Here is a 23,392-nt window from a genome sequence, read left to right as displayed (position 1 = left end):
CAGGATTCCCTTCGCACGGCATTCCACGGGCCTGTGCTGCCCAGGTCAGTCGTGCGGCGGAAAACTCGAAGATGCTAACGTGCGCGTCAGTATGTTTACAAAAGTTTTTGCAACGCACATCCCCGGGAAACCCGCGTTAGGCCGGCGATTCAGAGGCCTTTGCGTTGCCGCAAGCCAGTCGGGCTGTTTCAGGTCCCCACTGTTGTCCTGATGCAACAGGCGAAGTCGAGGCGGGCACCGATCAGCCCCTGAAGATGTCGAAAGGCTCGATGCGCAGCACGCGCCGGATGCCGATGTAGCTCGAAATGCCCGCGATGATCAGCACCATCACAAAAGCCATGCCCAGGTTGCCGTAGGTGGTCATGGCGGCATAGCCGGGCAGTCGGGCGCGGGCGATCGAGATCATCAGGCTGACCAGGCCGACGCCCAGGCCATAGCCGGTGAGGGCGGTGAAGCCGGCCATGAACAGGATCATCAGCACCAGTTGACGGCTTTTGGCCCCGATGGCCTTGAGCGCGCCGAACTTCTCCAGGTTCTCCAGAATGAAGGTGTAGAAGGTCTGGCCCGAGATCGACAGGCCCACGATGAAGCTGATGATGGTCATCAGCAGCAGGTTGGTGCCGATGCCGGTCTGGAAGGTGTAGAAGTGGGCGATGGCGTCATTGAACTCGGTGCGCGTGCGAGCCACATAGCCGAGCCGGGCCACGGCCTGCTGGATGTGCGCCACATCGGCGGCTGTCTTGGGCTGCACCAGCACATACGAGATCGTGAAGCGGGTGGTGGGCAGGTACTCGGTGGCCCGGCTGTAGGTGGTGTAGAGCGTGGGCACACCGTTCAGGCCGTTGGCGGCCACCTTCGCAATGCCCACGATCACGCTGCGGTGGTCGTTGAGTTCGAACGAGCTGCCGATGACCGGGTTGCCGAGCTTGCCGTATTCCGAGTCATGCACCACCACAAAACCGCTCTCGGCAAACAGGTCCTGGATCTGCCCCTGTTCGAGATCGGGCCGCCCGTAGAGCGTGGAATCATCCAGGCCGATCACGCTCACCCCCTGGTAGCTGCCATTGGCCAGGCGCACCTGGGCCCCGCCGATGAAGATCGGCACCGCATAGCGCACGCCGTCCAGGCTGCGCACGGCGTCCAGCAGGTAGTCAGGCATGGGGATGGGGCTGCTGGCGGTGTTGACCGCCGGGTCCATCACCCACATCTCTGCGCCCACGTTGGTCACGGTCGAATAGGCCCGGTTCAGGATGCCGGCAAACATGGCCGTCATCTGCACCATCAGAAACACCGAAAACGTGATGCCCATCACCAGGGCCGAGAACTTGCCCTTGTCGTTGACCAGCAGCTTGAAGCCGATGCGCAGGATGCCGCCATGTTTCATGGCGCCTCCTGCCGGGCCGGCCCTGCGGCCCCCATGCCCGGCCCAGGCTCCCAGCCGCCCCCCAGGGCGGCGAACAGGGCCACCGTGTCCTGCTGGCGTTGGGCCACCGCCTGCAGCCGAGCGATGCTGGCCTGCTGGAATTGCTGTTGGGCGGCCAGCACATCGAGGTGGCTGCCCAGCCCGGCCTGGGTGCTGGCCTGGGCCTGCTGCAGGTAGCCTGCTGCGGCCTGCCAGGCCCGCTCCTGGCTGTCCAGGGCCTGGGCATCTTGGCCCAGCGCGCTCAGGGTGTCAGCCACCTGGGCCAGGGCGCTCAGCACAGTCTGGCGGTAGCTGGCCAGGGCCTGGTCCAGGTTGGCACGGGCGGCCTCGCGGCCATGCCACTGGCTGCCGCCCTGGAACACCGGCAGGCTGACCGAGGGGCCGAAGCTCCAGTATGTTTCGCTGCCGCCCAGCAGTTGCCCGGGGCTGCGCGCGGCGTTGCCGGCGGTGGCGCCCAGGCTCACGTTCGGAAGCATGAGGGCCGTGGCCACGCCCACGGCGGCGCTGGCTTGATGGGCCACCGCCTCGGCGGCCAGGATGTCGGGCCGCTGGCGCACCAGCTTGGCCGGCAGGCGCAGGGGCAGGCGCTCGGGCAGGTGCAGGCTGGCCAGGCGCGGCGCGGGCAGCGCCGGTGCGGCGGGTTCGTCGCCGACCAAGGTGCTCAGCAGGTGCTGGCTTTGCGCCAGTTTCTGCTGCAGCGCGGCCAAGGCGGCCTGGTTGCTGGCCAGCGGCGCGGCCAGGGCCAGCAGGCTGGCCGGGGCGGCGGTGCCGGCACGCACCTGCACCTCGGTGAGCTGGATCTGGGTTTGCTGCAGGGCCACCAGGTCGCGCGTGGCCTCCCACTGGGCTTCGTAGGCGGCGCGGGCCATGGCGGTGTTCACCACATTGGCCGACAGGCTCAGGTAGGCGGCCCGGGTCAGCTGCTGCTGTTGCTCGGCCTGGGCCTGCAGGCCCTCGACGTTGCGCCGTTGCTGGCCGAACAGGTCCAGGGCATAGCCCACGCTCAGACCCAGTGTGGCCACATTGAACAGCGCGCCCGGCGTGAGCAGGCCTTGCTGGATCGGGGCGGTCTGTTGGCGCCGCGCGTCCAACCCCAGGTTGACCTGAGGAAAGAACACGCCGTAGCCGGCCTGCAGGCTCTCCTGGCTGCGCAGCAGGCTGGCCTGGGCGGCCCGCAGACCGGGGTTGTTCTGTAGCGCGCGCTGCATCAGCGCATCCAGCTCGGGGGACTGGAACTGCCGCCACCAGTCGCGGGGCAGGTCGGCGGTCTCATCAAAGCGCTGGCTCAGGCCTTGGGCGGTGGGGGTCGGGGTGAGCGCCTGTGGCAGGTACCGGGTCGTGGTGGGCGCGGCAGGGGCCTGGAAATCGGGCCCCACGGCGCAGCCGGACAGGCTCAAGGCCAGCCAGAGCGCCGCGACCATCGGCTTGCGGTCCAGGCGGGGGGGCCTGCGAAGGCGAAGGTGCGGACCGGGGCTCATGGCGCCTTGCTCCCGATGTAGACGTCCACCAGTTGGCCCGGGTACACCACCGGAGCGTCGGCATGCTTGAAGCGGAACAGCACCGGCAGCACCCGCAGGTCAACCTTCTCCTGGCGCTGGTTCGAGAGCTGGATCTTGGGCATCACCAGGGGCAGCACGCGGTCGAAGGTCAGGGCTACCTTCTGCTCGGTGCCGCGGATCGACATCTCGGCCCGGATCTGTTCGGGCTTGGGCAGGCGGCTCACCAGGATCTCGTCGACAAAGCAACGCACCGCCAACGTGTCCTGCGGGCCGCTCATCACCACCACCGGATCGTAGCCCTGGGTGTAGGGGTTGTAGGCCCCGTTGCTGCCCGCGGTGCCGCCACGCGCTGCATTCACGCCCAGCACCACACCGTCCACCGGTGCGCGCAGGGTGTACTTGGCCAGTTGAGCCCGCGCCGCCTGGTAGGCCTGGTTCTGGGCCTGCGCCTGCTTGTCCTGGCTGGCGATGTCGTACTGCCAGGCCCCGGCCTGGGTCTGGGCCAGTTGCCGGGCTGCGACCTCGCGGCCCGCTTCGGCCTGGGCCAGGGCGTGGCGTGCGCCGTCCAGAACGTCACGGCTGATGGCCCGGGGGTCGGCTTCGAAGGTGCGCTGGCGCTTGTCGAAACTGTCGCGGGCCGCCTGCACATTGGCTTCGGCCTGCGTGAGCTGGGCTTTGGCGATGGCCAGGGTTTCGGGCCGCGGCTGGGCGCGCAGTTGTTGCAACAGGCTCTGGGCGGCCTCGGCCTGCAGGCGCAGCTGTTCGGTGCTGGCCTTCTGCACCGTGTCGTCGAGTTGCAGCAGGGCGGTGCCGGCACTCACGCTCTGGCCGTCGCGCACCAGCACCTTCAGCACCGGGGCCGCCACCTCGGGGTAGAGGTTGATGTTGGCGCCGCTGTCCTGGCTGCTCTCGACGATGCCATTGGCAAAAATGGCACTCGCGTACGGGCTTTGCGCGGGCTTGAACACCGGCGGCTGCGGGTGCCGCTCGACCGCGAACAGGTAGGCCCCCAGAAAGCCTCCCAGCAGGCCCAGCACGGCCGCGATGAAGATCAGGTATTTTTTGAACATCAACATCATTCAGTTCCCTTGTCGAAGCCGGTGATGTGCCCGTTTTCCATGTGCACGATGCGGTCGGCGAATTCATTGATGCGGGCGTCGTGCGTCACGATCAGGATGCAGCGGTGCTGGTTCAGGATCTGCTGCTTGACGAAGGCGATGATCATCTTGCCGGTGTCACCATCGAGCGAGGCCGTGGGCTCGTCGAGCACCAGGATGTCGGGCTGACCCACGATCGCGCGGGCAATCGCCACCCGCTGCTGCTCGCCGCCCGACAGCTTGACGGGCAGCACGTCAGCGCGGCGCGCCAGATTGACCACGTCCAGGATGCGCCGCCCGGCGTCCTGGGCCGCGTCCCAGGGCTGGCCGCGCAGCACCAGGGGCACGGACACGTTCTCGGCGGTGGTCAGCCGCGGGAACAGGTGAAAGTCCTGGAACACAAAGCCGATGTTGTTGAGCCGGAACTCGGCCAATTCATCCTTGCCCAACTGCCAGATGTTGCGGCCCTTGACCAGCACCTCGCCCTCGTCGGGCCGCAAAATGCCCGAGATCATGCTCAGGAACGTGGTCTTGCCGCTTCCGGAGGGGCCGACGATGAACACCATCTCGCCGAAATGCGCCACAAAGTCGACCTGATCGACCGCCTTCATGCGCGTATCGCCCTCGCCAAACCATTTGCTCACGTCACGCGCGACGATGGCTTCGCCTGGGGTGGGGGCAGAATCCGTGCGGCTTGGCTGGCTGGCTGTCATGGGGCGCGTCGTGGGGCTCACGGGTTGGCAAGCCCTGAGGACTGCGTGTGAGGTGGGCGCCCGACCACCAGGCGCCCGAAGTGTTCACGATAGGCCGTCGCGGCGGCCTCGACTTGATGTTGATCAATCGGCCCTAGGGTTTGTACCTGCTTTGCAAACCGTTCACATCGTTGCGGCAAGGCCGGGCCTGATGGGGGCTTGCCCGCTGAGTTGGCCCTCGGGCAAGCCCCCATCAGGGGTGAGAATCACCCCATGGCGCCACTTGGCGACACTAGGAAAGAACCACCATGCTTTACAAGTTCAAGTCCAAATCCACGGCTGACCTGATCATGCTGGAGCCCAACGGGCGCCGGGTGCTGGAGATCATCGGCAAGACGCCAGGCCCGCAGGGCATCATCCTGTCGTCCCAGATCGCCGCCGCCGTGGGCGCCCTCGAATCCGCCGTGGCCGCCGAGGATGCCCTGGCCGCCCAGGCGCGGGCCGACAACCCCGAAGAGGACGAGGAAACCGCCCGCCCCCAGGGCGTGTCACTGCGCCAGCGGGTGGCGCCGCTGATTGACATGCTGCGGCGCAGTGAGCGGGAGGGGCATGATGTGACTTGGGGGGTGTGAGGGGGGGCTGACTTGGCGGTCAGTGCGCTTGGGGCATTGCCGCTGATGAGGGGCGAGCCTTGCCCACTCATCGTGGATTCTGTCTTGCCGCTGCGCTCTGGTGGTTCTGCTCTTTGTTTCAGGGCGGAGGCCGGGGCGCAATCCCGGCCTCCGCCCTGAAACAAATGACAGAAGGAACAGAGCGCAGCGGAGACGCCAATCCGCGTACCAAACGCCCGCAGCGGACGCCCGACCTCAATCCACTTTCGCCCCAGAAGCCTTCACCACCTGAGCCCACTTCCGATGCTCGCTGTCGATCAGCTTGGCAAACTCTGCAGGGGTGATACCACTCGGTATCGCCCCCTGCGCCTGCAGCTTTTCCTTGAAGGCCGGGGCCGCGAGCGACTTGGCCACCTCCTGCTGGATGCGGTTGACGATCTCGGGCGGCGTGCCGGCCGGGGCCAGCAGGCCGAACCAGGAGCTGGCCTCGAAGCCCTTCAGGCTGGGGCCGCCGGCCTGTTCCACGGTGGGCACGTCGGGCAGGGCCGGCGAGCGTTGTGCACTGGTCACGGCGAGGGCCTTGAGCTTGCCGGCCTTGATCTGCTGCAGTGCCGAGGGCAGGTTGTCGAACATCACGTCCATGTTGCCGCCCACCAGGTCCATCAGGGCGGGGCCCGAGCCGCGGTAGGGGAAGTGGATCATGTAGGTGCCCGTCATGCTCTTGAACAGCTCGCCCGCCAGGTGGATGGACGTGCCGTTGCCGCTGGACGCCATGTTCAGCTTGCCCGGGCTGGCCTTGGCCATGCGGATGAAATCCTGCACGCTGTTGATGTTCATCTCGCGTGCCTTTTCGGCGTTGACCACCATCACATTGGGCACCGCCGCCACCAGCGTGATGGGTGCGAAGTCCTTGATCGGGTCGTAGGGCATTTTCTCGTACAGGGCCCGGTTGATGCCGTGCGTGCCCACCGTGCCCATCAGAAGGGTGTAGCCGTCGGCCGGTGATTTGGCCACGATGTCGGCACCCACATTGCCGCCGGCGCCGGTTCGGTTGTCGATCACGAAGGCCTGGCCAAAGGCCTTCTGCAGCTCGGGTGCCATGGCGCGGGCCAGCAGGTCGGTGGTGCCGCCCGGGGCAAAGGGCACCACGATGCGCACGGGTTTGCTGGGCCAGGCGCTCTGGGCCAGGGCCTGCTGGGCGGCCAGAGGCCCCAGCAGCATGGCCAGGCCGAGCAGGCTGCCAGGCAGGCGGCGCAGCCAGGTGCGGCGCTGGGGGGCGGCGGGCCGGTTGGGGTGACGGGGGTGGGGCATGTGGCGGGTCTCCGTGAGGTGGGCGGCGATACGGGCCGCCCGGTAGTTTCAGGGTCAGGTCAGCGGCGTACCGGGCGCGTGCTCAGTGGGGGCGCCCACGCAGGGCCTGCTCATGGGACAGCACTTCGATCAGGTCGTCCAGGCTTTTTTCGAGCCGCACCCGGCGTGCCGGGTTCAGGCCACGGAACAGCTCGGCCTCCCGCTCATTGGCCAGGGGCTGGATCTGCTGGTGCAGTGCCAGCCCTTGCGGGCTCAGTTGCAGGCACTGGCGGCGTTGATCGTGCGGGTCGGGGCTGCGCAGCAGCCGGTCCTGCGCCGTCAGGCCTGCGAGCGCGCGGCTGATCGACATCTTGTCCAGGCCGGTCAACTCGGACAGACGGGCCGCCGACAAACCGGGTTGCACCGCCAGCAAGGCCATCACCCGCCATTCATTGAGCGTCAGGTGGTACTGGCGTCCGACCTGGTCATGAAAGGGGCGCACCGTGAGGTTCATCAAGCGGACCAGCTTGGAAAACAGCGGAGCATCGGGCGAATTCATGGAGATCAGCGGTGTTGGTCGTACGACCGGAGGGTGTTTTAAGCGATGGTAACGATCGTTACCAAGCCGGACACCCGGGCTTTCCCTGGCTTTCAAGCCTCAAAAAAAACCGCCTGGCTCGCGGACGAGGCAGGCGGTCTGTTGGGCACGAAAACCGGGCGGGCTTTCAGTGCAGTGCGTGCCCCTCGGGGCGCATCAGTCGGCGTACACGCCGGCGGCCTTGATGATGGGCGTCCACTTGGCGATTTCAGCTTGCACAAACTTCTTGTGCTCGGCGGGCTCGATGCGCCGGTCGGTGGCCACCACGGCACCCAGGCCTTCCTGCTTCTTGATGAAGTCGGGGTCTTTCAGGGCGGCCTTCAGGGCCGTGTTGATCTTGACCTGGATGTCGGCCGGCGTGCCCTTGGGCGCGTACAGGCCGTGCCAGATGGTGATCTGGAAGTCCTTCACACCCGATTCGGCCAGGGTGGGCAGGTCTTTCAGCAAGGGGGTGTTCAGGCGTTTGGCCGTGGTCACCGCGTAGGCCTTGACTTTTTTGCCTTCGATCTGGCTGGTCGTGTTGGTGGTCTGGTCGCACAGCAGATCGATCTGGCCGCCGATCAGGTCGGTGATGGCGGGGGCGGTGCCCTTGTAGGGCACAGTGGTCATGTCCGTCTCGATGGCGTTCTGGTACAGCAGGCCGCACAGGTGCGAGGCCGAGCCGACGCCCGCATTGCCCAGGTTGATCTTGCCCTTGTTCTGGCCGATCCAGGTGGCCAGTTCCTTGTAGTTGCTGGCCGGCATGCTGGGCTTGGCGATCAGGGTCATGGGCACGTCGTTGATGATGCCCAGGTACTCGAAGTCGGACTCGACCTTGAATGGCAGGTTGCGCACCAGCGCCGGCATGGTGGCCATGGCGATGTGGTTGACCAGCAGGGTGTGGCCGTCGGGTGTGGCGCGGGCCACCTTGGCGGCACCGATGGAGCTGCCGGCGCCGGCTGCGTTCTCGATCACCACCGAGGTTCCCAGTTGCTTGCGCAGGGCTTCGGACAGGTCACGGGCCACGCGGTCGGTGGGGCCACCGGCCGAGAAGGGCACCACCAGGGTGATCGGCTTGTCCTTGAGGGGGAAGTCGGCGGCCAGGGCGCTGAACGATGCAGCGATCAGGGCCACCAGGGGCAGCAGCTTGGTCATGAGGGTCTCCTTCTTGATGGTGCGAAGGATGATAGCCACTGCACGCGGCGGTCGGCATCCCGGGAACTACGTACCCGATTCGCCAGAAAACCCTTTGTCATCAAAGGTTTAGGGCCGATGGGGTCGCCCGGTCGTCAGGTCTTTGACAGCCTGCCGCCGGGCGTGGCCTGACTCAGCGGTAGCTGCGCGCGTCCTCGATCACCTTGCCGTCGTTGGGCAGGCTGCCGGGGTTGACCAGCTCGACCTCGCCACGCAGCTTGGTCACCTCGCGGATGGCGTCGGCAATGGCGCCGGCCAGGCCTTCTGCCATCTCGGTGGTCTCTACCTGCAGCACCATCTGGTCGTTGGCCATCTCACCGCTGACCACCAGGCGGGCCTTGCGCACCTGCGGGAAACGACGAGCCACTTCGGCCACCTGGCCCGGATGCACAAACATGCCGCGCACCTTGGTGGTCTGGTCGGCCCGGCCCATCCAGCCCTTGATGCGGGTGTTGGTGCGGCCCGTGGGGCAGGGGCCCGGCAGCACCGCCGACAGGTCGCCCGTGCCGAAGCGGATCAGCGGGTAGTCGGGGTTCAGCGTGGTCACCACCAGCTCGCCCACCTCGCCTTCGGGCACGGGGTCGCCGGTGCCGGGGCGCACGATCTCGACGATCACGCCCTCATCCAACACCAGGCCTTCGCGAGCGGTGGTTTCGTAGGCGATCAGGCCCAGGTCGGCCGTGGCATAGCACTGGTAGCCGTCCACGCCGCGGGCCTGCAGCCAGTCGCGCAAGGAGGGCGGGAAGGCCTCGCCGCTGACCAGGGCCTTGCGCAGGCTGGGCAGGGGCAGGCCCAGTTCGGCTGCTTTTTCGACCAGGATCTTCAGAAAGCTGGGGGTGCCGATGTAGCCCGCGGGCTGCAGCTCGGCCATGGCCTGCACCTGTTGTTCGGTCTGGCCGGTGCCACCTGGGAACACGGTGCAACCCAGGGCGTGGGCGCCGCTCTCCATCATCGAGCCTGCCGGCACGAAGTGGTAGCTGAAGCTGTTGTGGATCAACTCCCCGGGCCGGAAGCCCGCGGCGTGGATGGCGCGCGCCATGCGCCAGTAGTCGCGGCGTGTGCCCTCGGGTTCGTACAGCGTGCCGGGGCTGGCAAACACACGCGGCATGGCGGCGCCAAAGCCCAGTGCGCTGAAGCCGCCGAACACATTGCCTGCGGCGGCACGCGCGGCCTGCTGGCGCTCCAGCAGCTCGTGCTTGCGGGTCACCGGCAACTGGGCCAGGGCGGCCCGGCTGTCGATGCGCGCCGCGTCCACGCCGGCCAGCAAGGCGCCAAAGGCGGTGGTGCGGGTCTGTGCATGGGCCACTTGCGTGGGCAGGGCGGCCATCAGCGCTGCTTCGCGGTCGGCCGGCGTGCGCGTTTCCAGCGCGTCGTAGCTTGAGGTCATGGTGAATTCCTGTCAGGGGTGCACTCGGGCAGGGCTTGCGGAAACAGAGAAGGCGTGAGAACGGGCAAGATCCATCCAGGCATGCCGTGGGCCGCAGCAGCAGACCACGTGCAACGGGTTCTCATCGGGAGATTCAAACCTGGCCAAGGGCTATGCAGCCCATCCGGCTGAGCCCAGACACAAGCAAACTGCCATGTCGTGCTCGGGTTCGGTATCGACGTATTCGGGGGCATGGACTCAAGACCTGGTCAGTTCAATACAGTGTGAAAAAGGGGCGCCTGCTCGCAAAAGCAGGGCGTGCGCGCTTGGGGAAATCCAGCCGCCGCCGGGCTGCCCCAAGGCGGCTGGGGCCCCCTCGGGGGGCAGCGACCACACGCAGTGAGGGAGCGTGGGGGCCATTTCATGCCAGCCAGCGCTTGCGGCGCTTGTAGCTTTTCACGTCTTTGAAACTCTTGCGCTCGCCGCCGCCCACGCCGAGGTAGAACTCTTTCACGTCTTCATTGCTGGCCAGGTCGCTGGCGGCGCCGTCCATCACCACGCGGCCGCTTTCCATGATGTAGCCGTAGTCGGCGTACTTCAGGGCCATGTTGGTGTTCTGTTCGGCCAGCAGGAAAGTGACCTTCTCTTTGGCGTTGAGGTCTTTCACGATGTTGAACACCTCTTCGACGATCTGCGGCGCCAGGCCCATCGAGGGCTCGTCGAGCAGCACCATGCTGGGGTTGGCCATCAAGGCGCGGCCGATGGCGCACATCTGCTGCTCGCCGCCCGAGGTGTAGGCCGCCTGTGAGGTGCGGCGGGTCTTGAGGCGCGGAAAGTAGTTGTAGACCTTCTCAAGGTTGGCCGCCACCTCGCCCTTGTCGGCGCGGGTGTAAGAGCCGGTCATGAGGTTCTCTTCGATCGTGAGGTGGGCAAAGCAGTGCCGGCCCTCCATCACCTGCACCACACCGCGCTTGACCAGGTCGGCCGGCGACAGGTTCTCGATGCGCTCGCCGCGCAGCTCGATCGAGCCCTTGGTGACTTCGCCGCGTTCACCCTTGAGCAGGTTGGAGATGGCGCGCAGCGTGGTCGTCTTGCCGGCGCCATTGCCACCCAGGATGGCCACGATGCCGCCTTCGGGCACCTGCAGGGAGACGCCTTTGAGCACGAGGATCACGTGGTTGTAGATCACCTCGATGCCGTTGACGTTGAGAACGATGTTGGGTTTGTCCATGGCACTTCTTTGTGGAGAGGTCGGGGCGTGCCGGGCGCTTGCCCGGCACGGAACCATTGCGTCAAGCCATCACGACCGCATCACGACTGGCAGTCGGCCGGGGTGCGCGGGGTCAGCTTCTTCTCGGCGGCGTACTTGGCGGCAGCGGCCTTGACCATGGGCTTGATGATTTGCTCATCACCCTGCATCCAGTCGCTGGTGATCTTCCAGGCCTTGCCGTCCCAGCTGTGCATGCGGGCCCAGTAGGCGCCCATGTGGTCCTGGCACGAGGTGCTGATGGGGCGCAGCACGCCGCCAAAGCCCAGCGCATCGAGCTTGGCCTGGGTCAGGTTCAGGTTTTCCAGGCCCCAGCGCACCTGATCGCCGTTCATGACCTTGCCCTTGCCATAGCGCTCCTGGGCGGCCCGGATGCCTTCCACGGTCAGCATCGCGCTCATGGCGCCGCGCAGCCACAGCACCTGGCCAACCTCTTCCTTGGGGCCCGTGCCCTGGCCCTTGGCGTGCAGGGTGGCCAGGGCCTCCTTGACCAGCTTGGCATCGAAGTCGGAGCTGTTTTGCAGCGCCACGGCGTTGTAGCCCTTGGCGCCTTCGCCCACGTCACGCACATCGGGTTCGGCACCCGACCACCACACGCCGTACATCTTCTCGCGCGGGTAGCCGGTGGCCTGGGCTTCCTTCAGGGCGGTGGAGTTCATCACGCCAAAGCCCCACAGAATGGTGTAGTCGGGGCGCGACTGGCGGATCTGCAGCCAGGTGGCTTTTTGCTCCACGCCCGGGGCCGTCACCGGCAGCAGTTGCAGCTCGAAGCCATGGGCCTTGGCACGTTCCTGGATGATGGGCAGGGCTTCCTTGCCGAAGGGGCTGTCGTGGTAGACCAGGGCGATCTTCTTGCCCTTGAGCTTGTCCAGCCCGCCTTCCTTCTTGCCGATGGCCTGCACGATCACGTCGCCCGCCACCCAGTAGTTGCCGGCCAAGGGGAAGTTCCACTTGAACACCGTGCCGTCGGCGCTTTCGCTGCGGCCATAGCCCAGGGTCACCAGCGGGATCTTGTCGGTGGGCGCCTTCTCGGTGATGGCAAAGGTGGCGCCGGTGGACCAGGGCTGGATCACGGCGGCACCGCCATGGTTGCCCTTGAGGCGTTCATAGCACTCCACGCTGCGGGCGGTGTCGTAGCCGGTCTCGCACTCTTCGATCAGCAGCTTCACGCCATTGATGCCACCACGCGCGTTGACGAGCTTGTAGTAGTCGACGATGCCGTTGGCAATCGGCGTGCCGTTGGGCGCGTAGGGGCCCGTGCGGTACGACAGCACCGGCATGTACTGCTCCTTCGCCTGGGCGAAGGCCGACGTGCTGACGAGGGAGGAAACGCCTGCGGCAAGCAGGGTGGCAGCGAGGGCCAATTGGCGAATCTTCATGGTTGTCTCCGTTGTTGAATGGATGAAGGCACGGTCAGGAAATCAATGGGGGAAAGGCCAGAGGCGCAGCTTCTGCTTGGCGGTGGACCACAGCTTGGCCAGCCCATGCGGCTCGACGATCAAAAACCACACGATCAGGCCGCCAAAGATCATCAGCTCGGCGTGCGAGGCCGCGGTGGTGCTGATGTCACGCCCGACCAGGCCGGCCAGGAAGGGCAGGAACTGGCTCAGCGCGATCGGCAGCACCACGATGAAGGCGGCGCCGAAGAAGCTGCCCATGATCGAACCCAGCCCGCCGATGATCACCATGAACAGCAGCTTGAACGACAGGTCGACCGAGAACGCGCCCGGCTCCCAGGCCCCCAGGTAGAAGAAGGCCCACAGCGCGCCGGCCACGCCGATGATGAACGAGCTGACCGCGAAGGCGCTGAGCTTGGCGTACATGGGGCGGATGCCGATCACCGAGGCGGCCACGTCCATGTCGCGGATGGCCATCCACTCGCGGCCGATGGCGCCGCGCACCAGGTTCTTGGCCCCCAGGGCGATCACGGCCAGGGCACACAGGCAGAACAGGTACTTGCTCACGTCGCTTTCGAGCGCAAAGCCGAACACCTGCAGGTTGGACACCGCCACCGAGCCCGAAGAGTTGTCCAGCGTGAACCACTTGATGCGCAGGAACATCCAGTCGGCAAAGAACTGCGCCGCCAGCGTGGCCACGGCCAGGTACAAGCCCTTCACGCGCAGGCTGGGCAGCCCGAACAGGATGCCGAAGGCCGTGGCGCACAGGCCGCCGAGGATCAGCGTGGGGATCAGCGGCATGCCCGGGATGCGGGCAAAGAAGTTGTAGGCGCCGTAGGCCCCCACCGCCATGAAGGCGCCCGAGCCCAGCGAGATCTGGCCGCAGTAGCCGACCAGGATGTTCACCCCCAGGGCTGCCAGCGACATGATCACAAACGGGATCAGGATGGCGCGGAACAGGTAGTCGCTGGCTGTCAGCGGTACCACCACGAAGGCCAGTGCCAGCAGGGCCAGCATGAAGAAGCGGTCCTGCGCGATCGGGAAGATCTGCTGGTCAGCGCGGTAGGTGGTCTTGAACTGGCCGTTCTCACGGTAGAGCATGGTGTGTCTCCTGGTGTTCTTGTTGTGGCTTAGACGTGGTGGATGATCTTTTGGCTATGGCCCGCTGCGCTTGACTTGCGATGCAAGTCAGCCTTCGCCGAAAGCTCATCGCTGGCCGTTGCCGGCCCGGAATCCTGCGGATTCATCGCGTATTTCATACGGATGTGAAAGGTCTTTTGGCTTCGGCCCGCTGCGCTTGACTTGCAGTGCAAGTCAGCCTGCGCCGAAAGCTCATCGCTGGCCGTTGCCGGCCCGGAATCCTGCGGATTCATCGCGTATTTCATACGCGATCGATGATCTTTTCCCCGAACAAACCTTGGGGTCTGAAGAGGAGGAACACGAGGGCCAGGACGTAGGCGAACCAGATCTCGATGCCGCCGCCCACGAAGGGGCCGAGGTAGACCTCGGAGAGCTTTTCGCCCACGCCGATGATCAGGCCGCCGATGATGGCGCCGGGCACCGAGGTCAGGCCACCCAGGATCACCACGGGCAGGGCGCGCAGGGCCACGGTGGCGAGCGAGAACTGCACGCCCAGCTTGCTGCCCCAGATCATCCCGGCCACCAGGGCCACCACGCCGGCCACGCACCACACGATCACCCAGATGCGGTTGAGCGGGATGCCGATCGACTGGGCCGCCTGGTGGTCGTCGGCCACGGCGCGCAAGGCGCGGCCGGTGGCGGTCTTCTGAAAGAACACGCTCAGTGCGGCCACCAGGGCGGCGGCGATGGCGGCGGCGATCACGTCTTCCTTGTTGATCAGGATGCCGCCCTGGAAGATCGACTCGAGCGCGAACATCGGGTCTTTGGGCATGCCCACGTCGATCTTGTAGACGTCGCTGCCGAACAAGGCCTGGCCCAGGCCTTCCATGAAGTAGGTGATGCCCAGCGTGGCCATCAGCAGGGTGGCGCCCTCCTGGTTGACCAGGTGGCGCAGCACCAGAAACTCGATGGCCCAGGCCACCACGAACATCACCACGCCCGCCGCCACAAAGGCCAGCAGATTGGCCACGATGGCGTTGTCCAGGCCCGTCCAGGCCGGAATCCACTCGGCAAAGCGCGCCATGGCCAGGGCGGCGAACAGCACCATCGCGCCTTGCGCAAAGTTGAACACGCCCGAGGCCTTGTAGATCAGCACAAAGCCCAGTGCGACCAGCGAGTACAGCATGCCGGCCATGAGGCCGCCAATCAGGGTTTCTAGAAAAAATGCCATGTCCTGCCTCTCTTGATCAGTGGCCGGCGCCGAGGTAGGCGCGGATCACGTCTTCGTTGTTGCGAACTTCGTCGGGTGCGCCGTCGCCGATCTTCTTGCCGTAGTCCAGCACCACCACGCGGTCCGAGATGTCCATCACCACGCCCATGTCGTGCTCGATCAGCACGATGGTGGTGCCGAATTCGTCGTTCACATCGAGGATGAAGCGGCACATGTCCTGCTTCTCTTCCACGTTCATGCCGGCCATGGGCTCATCGAGCAGCAGCACCTGCGGCTCCATGGCCAGGGCGCGGCCCAGGTCGACCCGCTTTTGCAGGCCGTAGGGCAGCTGGCCCACCGGGGTCTTGCGAAAGGCCTGGATCTCCAGGAAGTCGATGATGCGTTCCACGAACTCGCGGTGCCGGATCTCCTCGCGCTCGGCCGGGCCGATGCGCAGGGCCTGCAGCAGCAGGTTGCTTTTGATCTTCAGGTTGCGCCCCGACATGATGTTGTCGAGCACGCTCATGCCCTTGAACAAGGCCAGATTCTGGAAGGTGCGGGCCACGCCCATTTCGGCCACCTGACGCGAGTTCATGTGGTCGAAGGTCTTGCCGCGGAAGGTGATCGATCCCTCCGACGGGGTGTACACCCCGTTGATGCAGTTGAGCATCGAGCTCTTGCCGGCGCCGTTGGGGCCGATGATGGAGCGGATCTCGTGCTCGCGCACATTGAACGAGATGTCGGTCAGGGCCTTCACGCCGCCAAACCGCAGGCTGATGTTCTTGACGTCGAGGATGACGTCGCCAATCTTTTTGGTGCTCATGTTGCTTCGCTGTGGGTCAGGCTGCGGTCTTCACCGGGGCAAAGGTCTTGGCGTCCGACAGCTTCAGCGTGGCGCTGACGCTGCCGGTGCGGCCATCCTCGAACTTGACCTGGGTCTCGATGTACTGCTCGGTGGCGCCGCCATACAGGGCGTCGACCAGCACCGCGTACTTCTCTCCGATGTAGCCACGGCGGACCTTGTTGGTGCGGGTCAGCTCGCCATCGTCGGCGTCCAGCTCTTTGTGCAGCACCAGAAAGCGGCTGATCTGCGAACCCGCCAGCAGCGCATCGGCGGCCAGGTCAGCATTGACCTTTTCCACGCACTCGAGCATCAGTTGGTACACCTGGGGCTTCTGCGCCAGATCGGTGTAGCCCGCGTAGGGCAGGTTGCGCCGTTCGGCCCAGTTGCCCACCGCATCGAAGTCGATGTTGAGCATCACGCACACCCGGTCTCGCCCGTCGCCCAGGGCCACGGCCTCCTTGATGTGCGGGAAGAACTTGAGCTTGTTCTCCACGTACTTGGGCGCAAACATGGCGCCGTCGTTGGCCCCGCCCTTGAGGCGGCCCACGTCTTTCACGCGGTCGATGATCTTCAGGTGACCGTGGGCGTCGATGAAGCCGGCGTCACTGGTGTGGTACCAGCCGTCGTCACTGAGCACCTCGGCCGTGGCCTTGGGGTTCTTGTAATACTCCTTCAGCAGGCCGGGTGACTTGACCAGGATCTCGCCGTTGTCGGCCACCTTGATCTCCACCCCCTGGCAGGGCACGCCCACGGTGTCGGCGCGGGCCTCGTGGTCGGGCTGCAGGCACACGAACACGGCGGTCTCGGTGGAGCCATACAGCTGCTTGAGGTTGATGCCGATCGAGCGGTAGAAGGTGAACAGGTCGGGCCCGATGGCCTCGCCCGCGGTGTAGGCCACCCGCACCCGCGACAGGCCCAGCGTGTTGCGCAGCGGCCCGTAGATCAGCAGATTGCCCAGGCCATACTGCAGCGCGCCCAGCAAGCCGATGGGCTTGCCGTCCATGCGGTCGGGGCCAAAGCGCTTGGCAATGGCCATGCACTTGTGGAACAGCGTGCGCTTGAGCCAGCCCGCGTCTTCCATGCGGATCATCACGCTGGTCAGCAGGCCTTCAAACACGCGCGGCGGCGCAAAGTAGTAAGTGGGGCCCACTTCGCGCAGGTCGATGGCCACGGTGGCGCTCGACTCGGGGCAGTTGACCACGTAGCCGCAGCTCAACCATTGCGAGTAGCTGAAGATGTTCTGCCCGATCCAGGCCGGTGGCAGGTAGGCCAGCACCTCTTCGGCCGAGCTCAGCTTGTCAAAGCTCGCCCCGGCCTGGGCGCGATCGACCAGCGCCCGGTGGGTGTGCACCACGCCCTTGGGGTTGCCCGTGGTGCCCGAGGTGAAGAACATGGCCGCCACGTCGTCGGGCTGGGCCTTCTCGACCTCTTCGCGCCAGAAGTCGGGGTGGTTCTGGGCAAACACCTGGCCGCTGGCCACGAGCTCGTCGAGCGCGCCCAGGCCTGGGTCGGTGTAGTTGCGCAGGCCGCGTGGGTCGTCGTAATAGATGTGGCTGAGGGCGGGGTACTGCTCACGCACCTCCAGCATCTTGTCGACCTGCTCCTGGTCTTCCACCAGGCAGTAGCGAACCTCGGCGTTGTTGAGCGGGAACACGCACTCGGCGGCGGCCGCGTCCTGGTACAGGGGGATCGGGATCGCGCCCAGCGACTGTGCTGCCAGCATGGTGGCGTACAGGCGCGGGCGGTTGGCCCCGATCACCACCATGTGCTCGCCCCTCACCAGACCGGCTTGGTGAAGGCCGCAGGCAATGTGTTCGACCAGGTGGGCCAGGTCAGACCAGCTGCGGGTCTGCCAGATGCCGTATTCCTTTTCTCGGATCGCTGGCGCCTGAGGGCGCTCGCTCGCGTGCTTTTGCAGCAAGCGGGGAAACGTGGTGTGCATGACGGTTCCTTGTCTCCAGTTGGATGGGGCGGACTCTGCGGTCGCCGCCGATATGCAATGAATCGTAAGCAGGGGTTTGACGCCATGTTGTCGTTGCAATGACAATTTGCGGGTTGTCCCTTGTTCGGACTTTCCCCAGTTCTGTCCCGGAGGTGTTGCATGGCCAGCGAGTCTGCGTTGTATCAGCGTCGTCGCCCCCCCACGGCCGAGGAAATGGCCGGCATCCCCTGGCTGCACCATCTGCAGCCCACCGAGCGCGACCGCATCTTGCCGATGCTGGTGGTGGGCGATGCCCTGCCGGGCGACTACATCTGCCGCATGGGCCGGCCCGTGAACTACTGGTTCGGTGTGGTTGAAGGTTTGCTCAAGATGAGCGCCGACAGTGCCCAGGGCCATCCCATCACCTTCACCGGGGTGCCCCCGGGGGGCTGGTTTGGCGAGGGCACGGCGATGAAGCGTGAGCCCTACCGCTACAACATCCAGGCGTTGCGCCGCAGTGTGGTGGCAGGCCTGCCGCTGGAGGGGTTCCACTGGCTGCTGGACCATTCGCTGGGCTTCAACCGCTTTGTCATGAACCAGCTCAACGAGCGCCTGGGGCAGTTCATTGCTGCGCGTGAGATCGACCGCATGAACAACCCCGACGTGCGCGTGGCGCGCAGCCTGGCCGCGCTGTTCAACCCCGTGCTGTACCCCGGTGTGGGTGAGGTGCTGCGCATCACCCAGCAAGAGCTGGCCTACCTGGTGGGCCTGTCACGCCAGCGCGTGAACGAGGCGCTGCGCAACCTGGAGCGCCAGCAGATCATCCGGGTGGAGTACGGCGGTCTGCGCGTGCTGTCGGCCGAGGGCCTGCGATCAACCCTGCAGGCTTCGGGTTGAGGCGGGAATCCCCTTCTTATTGCGCACAAAAGTGCGCAATCTGATGCAAAACCCTTTGATCAGCCGGACTCTGGGTTGGATCCGCCCGGGGGCAACGATAATACCGCCCCTCCGTGATGGGGCGCTGAACCGAACAACGCCCCGCAGAACCTGAGGCCCGCGAGACCCGCGGGCCTGCCCCCGATATGAACTCCCCCGTCCATTCCGCCTCGTCCGAGCGGCGCAGCGCTTTCCGAAAACTGGTCCGATTGACCGCCGTCCTGGAGGTGGATGGTGCCGCCCCCCTGGCCGTGCGCACCGTGGAGGTCTCGGCGGGCGGCGTGGCCTTGAGCAGCCCTTTGAACATCAGGCCCGGCGGCCGTTGCCTGGTTCGCATCGCCCTGCCGGCCCAACCGCCTCAGCCCATGCTCGCCGTGCAGGGCGTGGTCACATACAGCGTGCTGAGCCAGCGCGATGGCGGTTTTCGGGTCGGTGTGCAGTTTCAGGCCCTGCCTCGGGGCGCGCAGGAACGGCTGCAGGCCTTCATGGGTGATTGAGCCTCGGGGGCTTCGCCGATCCACCACCAGCGGGACGGCGCTTGCTTGTAGGATGGAGACCTGTAACAAAGCTGGTGCGCACGCAGGGGCTGCGCGGGGCATTTGGGCTTGGCTGGAGAAGGCAATGAAAAGCGTTTGGGTCGGGGTCGGGGCTTGCTTGGCTGCTGCGGCGTGCGCCGCCGCCAGTGTTCAGGTCGAGTTGCGCGACGAGGCCGGCAAACCCTTGTCCGACGCCGTGGTGTTTCTCGATTCGCCTGAGGCGGCGCGGGCCGTCAAGCCCCTGCAGGGCGCCGAGATGGCGCAGCAGGGCAAAGAGTTCGTGCCCCGGGTGCTGGTGGTGACCAAGGGCACCGAGCTGGCGTTTCCCAACCGTGACAAGGTGCGCCACCACGTCTATTCCTTTTCGCCCGCCAAGAAGTTCGAGCTCAAGCTGTATGCCGGCACCCCGGCCAACCCGGTGCTGTTCGATCAGCCGGGGGTGGTGCTGTTGGGCTGCAACATCCATGACTCGATGGTGGGCTGGGTGCTGGTGGTCAACACCCCGTACCACGGGCTGAGCCAGGCCGGTCGCCTGACGCTGGACAACGTGCCGGCGGGCAACTACCGCCTGCGCAGCTGGCACCCCGGCCTGCCGGTGGGGGCGGCCGCGCTGGACCAGGCCCTGGTGGTGCCGGCCAGCGGCAGCGTCACGGCCAGTGTGCGCATGACGGGGCTGACGCCGTGATTCCGCGTCTCCAGCGCGGTGCTGCCAGCCTGATCACCCGGCTGGTGGGCTTGTCCCTGTTGCTGCTGCTGGTGGTGCAGATCGCCGGCTTTGGCGTGGTGCGCCAGAGCATCGAGGCCAACGCGCGGCGCCAGGTGGCCCGCGAGCTCGACATTGCCGAGCACGTGTGGGAACGCATGCTGGCGCAAAAGGTGGAGCAGTTGCGCGACAGCGCCACCCTGCTGGCTGCCGACTACGGCTTTCGTTCGGCCATCAACTCGGGCGATGTGCAGACCGTGCAATCGGTGCTGGAGAACCATGGCAGCCGCATTGGCGCCACGGTCACGGCTTTCCTGGATCCACAGTTCAAGGTCACGGCCTCCAGCCTGGCCGACGAGCACATGGGCCTGGATCAGCAGCTCATCGCCGATCTGCCGGCCTACCTGAGCCGAAACCCCACCGGAGCCCCGCTGATCGTCATCAAAGGCGTGCCCCACCAGTTCGTCATGGTGCCCATGCGCGCCCCGCTCACCATCGGCTGGGTGCTGATGGGGTTTCCGGTGTCGCAGGACCTGGGCAAGGAAATGGGGCTGCTGCTGCAGGTCGAGGTGGTGCTGGTCACCCAATCCGAAGGCCGGCGCACGCTGGCCTTTTCCACCGCCGCCTCCGAGGTCACCGGGCGGGCCCTGGCCCAGGCGGGTGGGGCGGAACTCAGCGGCAGCGGCGAGCTGGTGCTGACCCGCCACGTGCCCATGAAAAGCCGCAACGGCGAGGTCGAGACGATTCTGCTGCGCTCGGCCGAAGAGGTGCTGGCCCCCTACCGGCGCCTGCAGTGGCTGCTGGCGCTGATCAGTGGCGGCGGCCTGTTGCTGGTGGCGCTGGGCAGCTCGCTGGTGGCGCGGCGCATCACCACCCCGCTGCGCGACCTGCTGCTGGCCACCCAGCGCCTGGCCGTGGGTGAGTACCAGACCCCCATCGCCCACCTGGAGCGGCGCGACGAGATCGGCAACCTGGCGCGCGCCTTCGACCACATGCGTGTCGACATCGATCACCAGCAACGCGAAATTCGCCACCTGGCCTACTGGGACCGACTGACCGGCCTGCCCAACCGCGAGCGTTTCCGCGAGGCGCTGGAGCAAGCCATCCGCGACAGCACCCCGCTGGCCCGTCCGTTGGCCGTGGTGTCGCTGGACCTGGACCGCTTCAAACACGTCAACGATGTGCTGGGCTACGCTTTTGGCGACCGCCTGCTGCAGGCCGTGGCCGGGCGGCTGCAGAACCTGGTCACCCAGCCCGGTGACCTGGTGGCCCGGCGCGGCGGCAACGAATTTGCCGTGCTGCTGCAGGGCAGCGACGCCAAGGCGGCCCTGGAGTTCACCCAGCGCATCGCAGGGGCTTTTGAAGTCCCCCTGGCGTTTGACGATCAGACCATCGACTTGAGCGCCGGCATGGGCGTGGCCTGCTGGCCCGCCGACGCCGACAACGCCGACCTGCTGCTGAGCCGCTCCGAAATCGCCATGTACACCGCCAAGCGCAAGCTCAGCGGGGCCTTGTTGTACGACCCCGCCTTCGATTCGGCCAGCGGCCAGATGCTGTCGCTGCTGACCGAGATGCGCCGCGCGGTAGAGCAAAACGAACTGCGCCTGTTCCTGCAACCCAAGGTCCGGCTGCCCGGTGGCGAGGTGCTGGCGGCCGAGGCCCTGGTACGCTGGCAGCACCCGCAGCGCGGCCTGGTGCCGCCCATGGACTTCATCCCCTTTGCAGAGCAGACCGGCTTTGTGCGCCAGCTCACGCTGTGGATGTTCGAGGCCGCCACCCGCCTGATCGCCGGTCTGCCCGAAGCCCTGTCGGGGCTGCGCGTCTCGATCAACCTGTCCACCCGTGACCTGCTCGACCCCGAACTCAGCACCCGGCTGGGGGCGCTGCTGCAACGCCACGAGGTGCAGCCCGCGCGCTTTTGCCTGGAGATCACCGAGAGCGCCATCATGGACGACCCGCAGCGGGCTGAAACCATGCTCAACCGCCTCTCCGAGCAGGGTTTCAAGCTGTCGATCGATGATTTCGGCACGGGTTATTCGTCGCTCGCCTACCTCAAGCGACTGCCGGTCGACGAGTTGAAGATCGACAAATCTTTCGTCATGGGCATGGAAAAAGACGAAGACGATGCCAAGATCGTGCGCTCGACCATCGACCTCGCGCACAATCTGGGCCTCAGCGTGGTGGCTGAAGGCGTCGAAAGCGCCGCCATCATGGAGCGGCTGGGCCAGCTCCAGTGCGATGAAGCCCAGGGCTATCACATCAGCCGGCCCCTGCCGGCCGAGGCGTTCCTGACCTGGTGCGCACAGCAGACGGCAATGGCAGCCACCGCCGCCTGAGTTTCCCGATTCCAACACGCAGCCATCTGGCCCGAGAGGCAGGTGCTGCGGCTTTCACCTCATCAGCATGTCCGATTCCAAACCCCGACTCACCCTGCGCGCACCGCGCCCCGAAGGCGACAAGGCCGCCAGCCCCCGCAGCGGCGGCGCAGCCCGCCCGCCCTCGGCCGGCCGCCGTGGCCCCGCCCCGGGCGGCAACCGCGACGCGGGCGACCGCCGCGGCCCAGGGGCCGGCCCCCGCAGCGGCCCGGGCGGACGCCCCGGCCCCGGCGGCCCGGGTGGCCCCTTCGGTTCGCGCGGCCCTGGTGGCCCGGGCGGCCCCCGCACCGGCGGCGCGCCCCGCGGCGGCCCGCGCGATGACCGTCGTGACGACCCCCGCGGTGGCCGTCGCGACGACCGCCAGGACAGCGCGGCGCAGGACGACCAACGCTTCAGCACCCGCACCGGCATCCGCACCTACAACGTGCCCGCCGAGCGCACCCCCATCCCGGTCAAGCGCCCGCTGCCGGCCCCCGGCGGCGAGCGCCGCCCCGACCGAGGTGAACGCCCTGACCGGGGTGAGCGCCCCGCCCGCACCGAAGGTGCCCCGCGCACTGAGGGTGGCATCGAAACCGTGCGCCTGAACAAGCGCATGGCCGAACTGCGCCTGTGCTCGCGCCGCGAGGCCGACGACTGGGTCGAAAAAGGCTGGGTGCGGGTGAACGGCGAAGTGGCCGAGATGGGCCAGCAGGTCAAGCACAGCGACCGCATCGAGATCGCCCCCGAGGCCCTGGGCCAGCAAGAGCAGCAGGTGACCATCCTGCTGCACAAGCCCATGGGCTACGTGAGCGGCCAGGCCGAAGACGGGCACGAGCCCGCCGTGGTGCTGGTGCAGGCGGCCAACCACTGGCATGGCGACACGGCCCGCACCCGCTTCAACCACTCGCAATTGCGTGGGCTGGCGCCGGCCGGGCGGCTCGACATCGACTCGGTCGGCCTGCTGGTGCTGACCCAGGACGGGCGTGTGGCCCGCCAACTGATCGGCGAAGACTCGGACACCGAGAAGGAATACCTGGTGCGCGTCACCTACGCCGCCGTCACCGGCGATGTGGCCCTCAATGTGCAGGCCGCCTTCCCGACCGAAAAGCTCGATCTGCTGCGCCACGGCCTGAGCCTGGACGGCGAGGCCCTGCGCCCGGCCCAGGTGGACTGGCAAAACCCCGAACAGCTGCGTTTTGTGCTGAAAGAAGGCAAAAAGCGCCAGATCCGCCGCATGTGCGAGCAGGTGGGCCTGAAGGTGGTGGGGCTGAAACGCATCCGCATCGGCCGCGTGGTGCTGGGCCAACTGCCGGTGGGGCAGTGGCGCTACCTGGCCCCGGGCGAGCAGTTCTGACGCCACAACCCCCGCCCGCCAGGCGGGCGGCGGGCGCATTT

At 66.6% G+C, this 23,392-nt stretch carries 21 protein-coding genes; 6 read left to right on the top strand and 15 right to left on the bottom strand.

Annotated elements, in window-relative coordinates; genetic code table 11:
• Nucleotides 1-241: 241 nt before the first annotated feature.
• Genes AC07PT_RS20225 through AC07PT_RS20210 form a run of 4 tightly spaced genes read right to left on the bottom strand, consistent with a single transcriptional unit; the run spans nt 242 to nt 4,732 of the window.
• On the bottom strand, nt 242-1,384 hold the full coding sequence (locus AC07PT_RS20225) for an ABC transporter permease (RefSeq protein WP_494657874.1): 1,143 nt from the start codon (nt 1,382-1,384) through the stop codon (nt 242-244).
• Nucleotides 1,381-2,901, bottom strand: coding sequence for an efflux transporter outer membrane subunit (locus AC07PT_RS20220; RefSeq protein WP_494657872.1), 1,521 nt, complete (start codon nt 2,899-2,901; stop codon nt 1,381-1,383). Before AC07PT_RS20220 ends, AC07PT_RS20225 begins: the two co-directional genes overlap by 4 nt.
• The gene (locus AC07PT_RS20215; RefSeq protein ID WP_494657870.1) at nt 2,898-3,992 is read right to left on the bottom strand and encodes an HlyD family secretion protein; all 1,095 of its coding nucleotides are present in this window, start codon (nt 3,990-3,992) and stop codon (nt 2,898-2,900) included. The genes AC07PT_RS20220 and AC07PT_RS20215 overlap by 4 nt, the downstream gene beginning before the upstream one ends.
• 5 nt (nt 3,993-3,997) lie before the next feature.
• Nucleotides 3,998-4,732 carry an ABC transporter ATP-binding protein gene (locus AC07PT_RS20210; RefSeq protein WP_494657868.1) on the bottom strand — a complete coding sequence of 245 codons (735 nt, stop codon included), beginning with the start codon at nt 4,730-4,732 and terminating at the stop codon, nt 3,998-4,000.
• A 287-nt stretch (nt 4,733-5,019) separates the two neighbouring features.
• Here AC07PT_RS20210 and AC07PT_RS20205 point away from each other — a divergent pair, with 287 nt between their 5' ends.
• The gene (locus AC07PT_RS20205) at nt 5,020-5,343 is read left to right on the top strand and encodes a DUF1840 domain-containing protein (RefSeq protein WP_494657866.1); all 324 of its coding nucleotides are present in this window, start codon (nt 5,020-5,022) and stop codon (nt 5,341-5,343) included.
• 234 nt (nt 5,344-5,577) lie between these two features.
• Here the strand turns inward: AC07PT_RS20205 and AC07PT_RS20200 are convergent, their stop codons facing one another.
• From AC07PT_RS20200 to AC07PT_RS20150, 11 genes are all read right to left on the bottom strand, one after another.
• On the bottom strand, nt 5,578-6,543 hold the full coding sequence (locus AC07PT_RS20200; RefSeq protein WP_494657911.1) for a tripartite tricarboxylate transporter substrate binding protein: 966 nt from the start codon (nt 6,541-6,543) through the stop codon (nt 5,578-5,580).
• A gap of 172 nt (nt 6,544-6,715) precedes the next feature.
• Nucleotides 6,716-7,171 (bottom strand): MarR family winged helix-turn-helix transcriptional regulator, encoded by a 456-nt coding sequence (locus tag AC07PT_RS20195; protein WP_492350734.1) that lies wholly within the window; start codon nt 7,169-7,171, stop codon nt 6,716-6,718.
• Nucleotides 7,172-7,366: 195 nt separating this feature from the next.
• Complete coding sequence (locus AC07PT_RS20190) at nt 7,367-8,344, bottom strand: tripartite tricarboxylate transporter substrate-binding protein (RefSeq protein WP_494657864.1); 978 nt, start codon at nt 8,342-8,344, stop codon at nt 7,367-7,369.
• A gap of 172 nt (nt 8,345-8,516) precedes the next feature.
• Nucleotides 8,517-9,770 (bottom strand): phenylacetate--CoA ligase family protein, encoded by a 1,254-nt coding sequence (locus AC07PT_RS20185; protein WP_492350732.1) that lies wholly within the window; start codon nt 9,768-9,770, stop codon nt 8,517-8,519.
• 400 nt (nt 9,771-10,170) lie between these two features.
• A complete protein-coding gene (locus tag AC07PT_RS20180; RefSeq protein WP_027478903.1) occupies nt 10,171-10,980 on the bottom strand; it encodes an ABC transporter ATP-binding protein in 810 nt (269 codons plus the stop codon).
• 80 nt (nt 10,981-11,060) lie between these two features.
• Entirely contained in the window at nt 11,061-12,395 is a 1,335-nt protein-coding gene (locus AC07PT_RS20175; RefSeq protein WP_492350731.1) for an ABC transporter substrate-binding protein, read from the bottom strand.
• Between the two features lie 42 nt (nt 12,396-12,437).
• The gene (locus tag AC07PT_RS20170; RefSeq protein ID WP_492350730.1) at nt 12,438-13,514 is read right to left on the bottom strand and encodes a branched-chain amino acid ABC transporter permease; all 1,077 of its coding nucleotides are present in this window, start codon (nt 13,512-13,514) and stop codon (nt 12,438-12,440) included.
• 29 nt (nt 13,515-13,543) lie between these two features.
• On the bottom strand, nt 13,544-13,798 hold the full coding sequence (locus AC07PT_RS20165; protein ID WP_494657861.1) for a hypothetical protein: 255 nt from the start codon (nt 13,796-13,798) through the stop codon (nt 13,544-13,546).
• Complete coding sequence (locus AC07PT_RS20160) at nt 13,795-14,724, bottom strand: branched-chain amino acid ABC transporter permease (RefSeq protein ID WP_492350728.1); 930 nt, start codon at nt 14,722-14,724, stop codon at nt 13,795-13,797. The genes AC07PT_RS20165 and AC07PT_RS20160 overlap by 4 nt, the downstream gene beginning before the upstream one ends.
• A gap of 16 nt (nt 14,725-14,740) precedes the next feature.
• Nucleotides 14,741-15,526: an ABC transporter ATP-binding protein gene (locus tag AC07PT_RS20155; RefSeq protein ID WP_019577245.1), complete on the bottom strand. Its 786-nt coding sequence runs from the start codon at nt 15,524-15,526 to the stop codon at nt 14,741-14,743.
• Between the two features lie 16 nt (nt 15,527-15,542).
• The gene (locus tag AC07PT_RS20150) at nt 15,543-17,489 is read right to left on the bottom strand and encodes an AMP-dependent synthetase/ligase (protein WP_492350727.1); all 1,947 of its coding nucleotides are present in this window, start codon (nt 17,487-17,489) and stop codon (nt 15,543-15,545) included.
• A gap of 159 nt (nt 17,490-17,648) precedes the next feature.
• On the opposite strand from AC07PT_RS20150, the gene AC07PT_RS20145 reads away from it, so the two are divergent.
• The 5 genes from AC07PT_RS20145 (at nt 17,649) to AC07PT_RS20125 (ending at nt 23,351) form a co-directional block, all read left to right on the top strand.
• Nucleotides 17,649-18,365 carry a Crp/Fnr family transcriptional regulator gene (locus AC07PT_RS20145; protein WP_492350726.1) on the top strand — a complete coding sequence of 239 codons (717 nt, stop codon included), beginning with the start codon at nt 17,649-17,651 and terminating at the stop codon, nt 18,363-18,365.
• 185 nt (nt 18,366-18,550) lie between these two features.
• Nucleotides 18,551-18,901 (top strand): PilZ domain-containing protein, encoded by a 351-nt coding sequence (locus AC07PT_RS20140; protein ID WP_494657859.1) that lies wholly within the window; start codon nt 18,551-18,553, stop codon nt 18,899-18,901.
• A 124-nt stretch (nt 18,902-19,025) separates the two neighbouring features.
• Complete coding sequence (locus AC07PT_RS20135; RefSeq protein ID WP_492350724.1) at nt 19,026-19,625, top strand: methylamine utilization protein; 600 nt, start codon at nt 19,026-19,028, stop codon at nt 19,623-19,625.
• The gene (locus AC07PT_RS20130; RefSeq protein WP_492350736.1) at nt 19,625-21,979 is read left to right on the top strand and encodes a putative bifunctional diguanylate cyclase/phosphodiesterase; all 2,355 of its coding nucleotides are present in this window, start codon (nt 19,625-19,627) and stop codon (nt 21,977-21,979) included. Before AC07PT_RS20135 ends, AC07PT_RS20130 begins: the two co-directional genes overlap by 1 nt.
• 67 nt (nt 21,980-22,046) lie before the next feature.
• Nucleotides 22,047-23,351, top strand: a complete 1,305-nt coding sequence (locus tag AC07PT_RS20125; protein ID WP_492380291.1) for a pseudouridine synthase — start codon at nt 22,047-22,049, stop codon at nt 23,349-23,351.
• Nucleotides 23,352-23,392: the final 41 nt, after the last annotated feature.

It is taken from the genome of Curvibacter sp. GW821-FHT09D12 (assembly GCF_059416245.1).
This window is presented reverse-complemented; position numbering and strand designations above follow the sequence as displayed.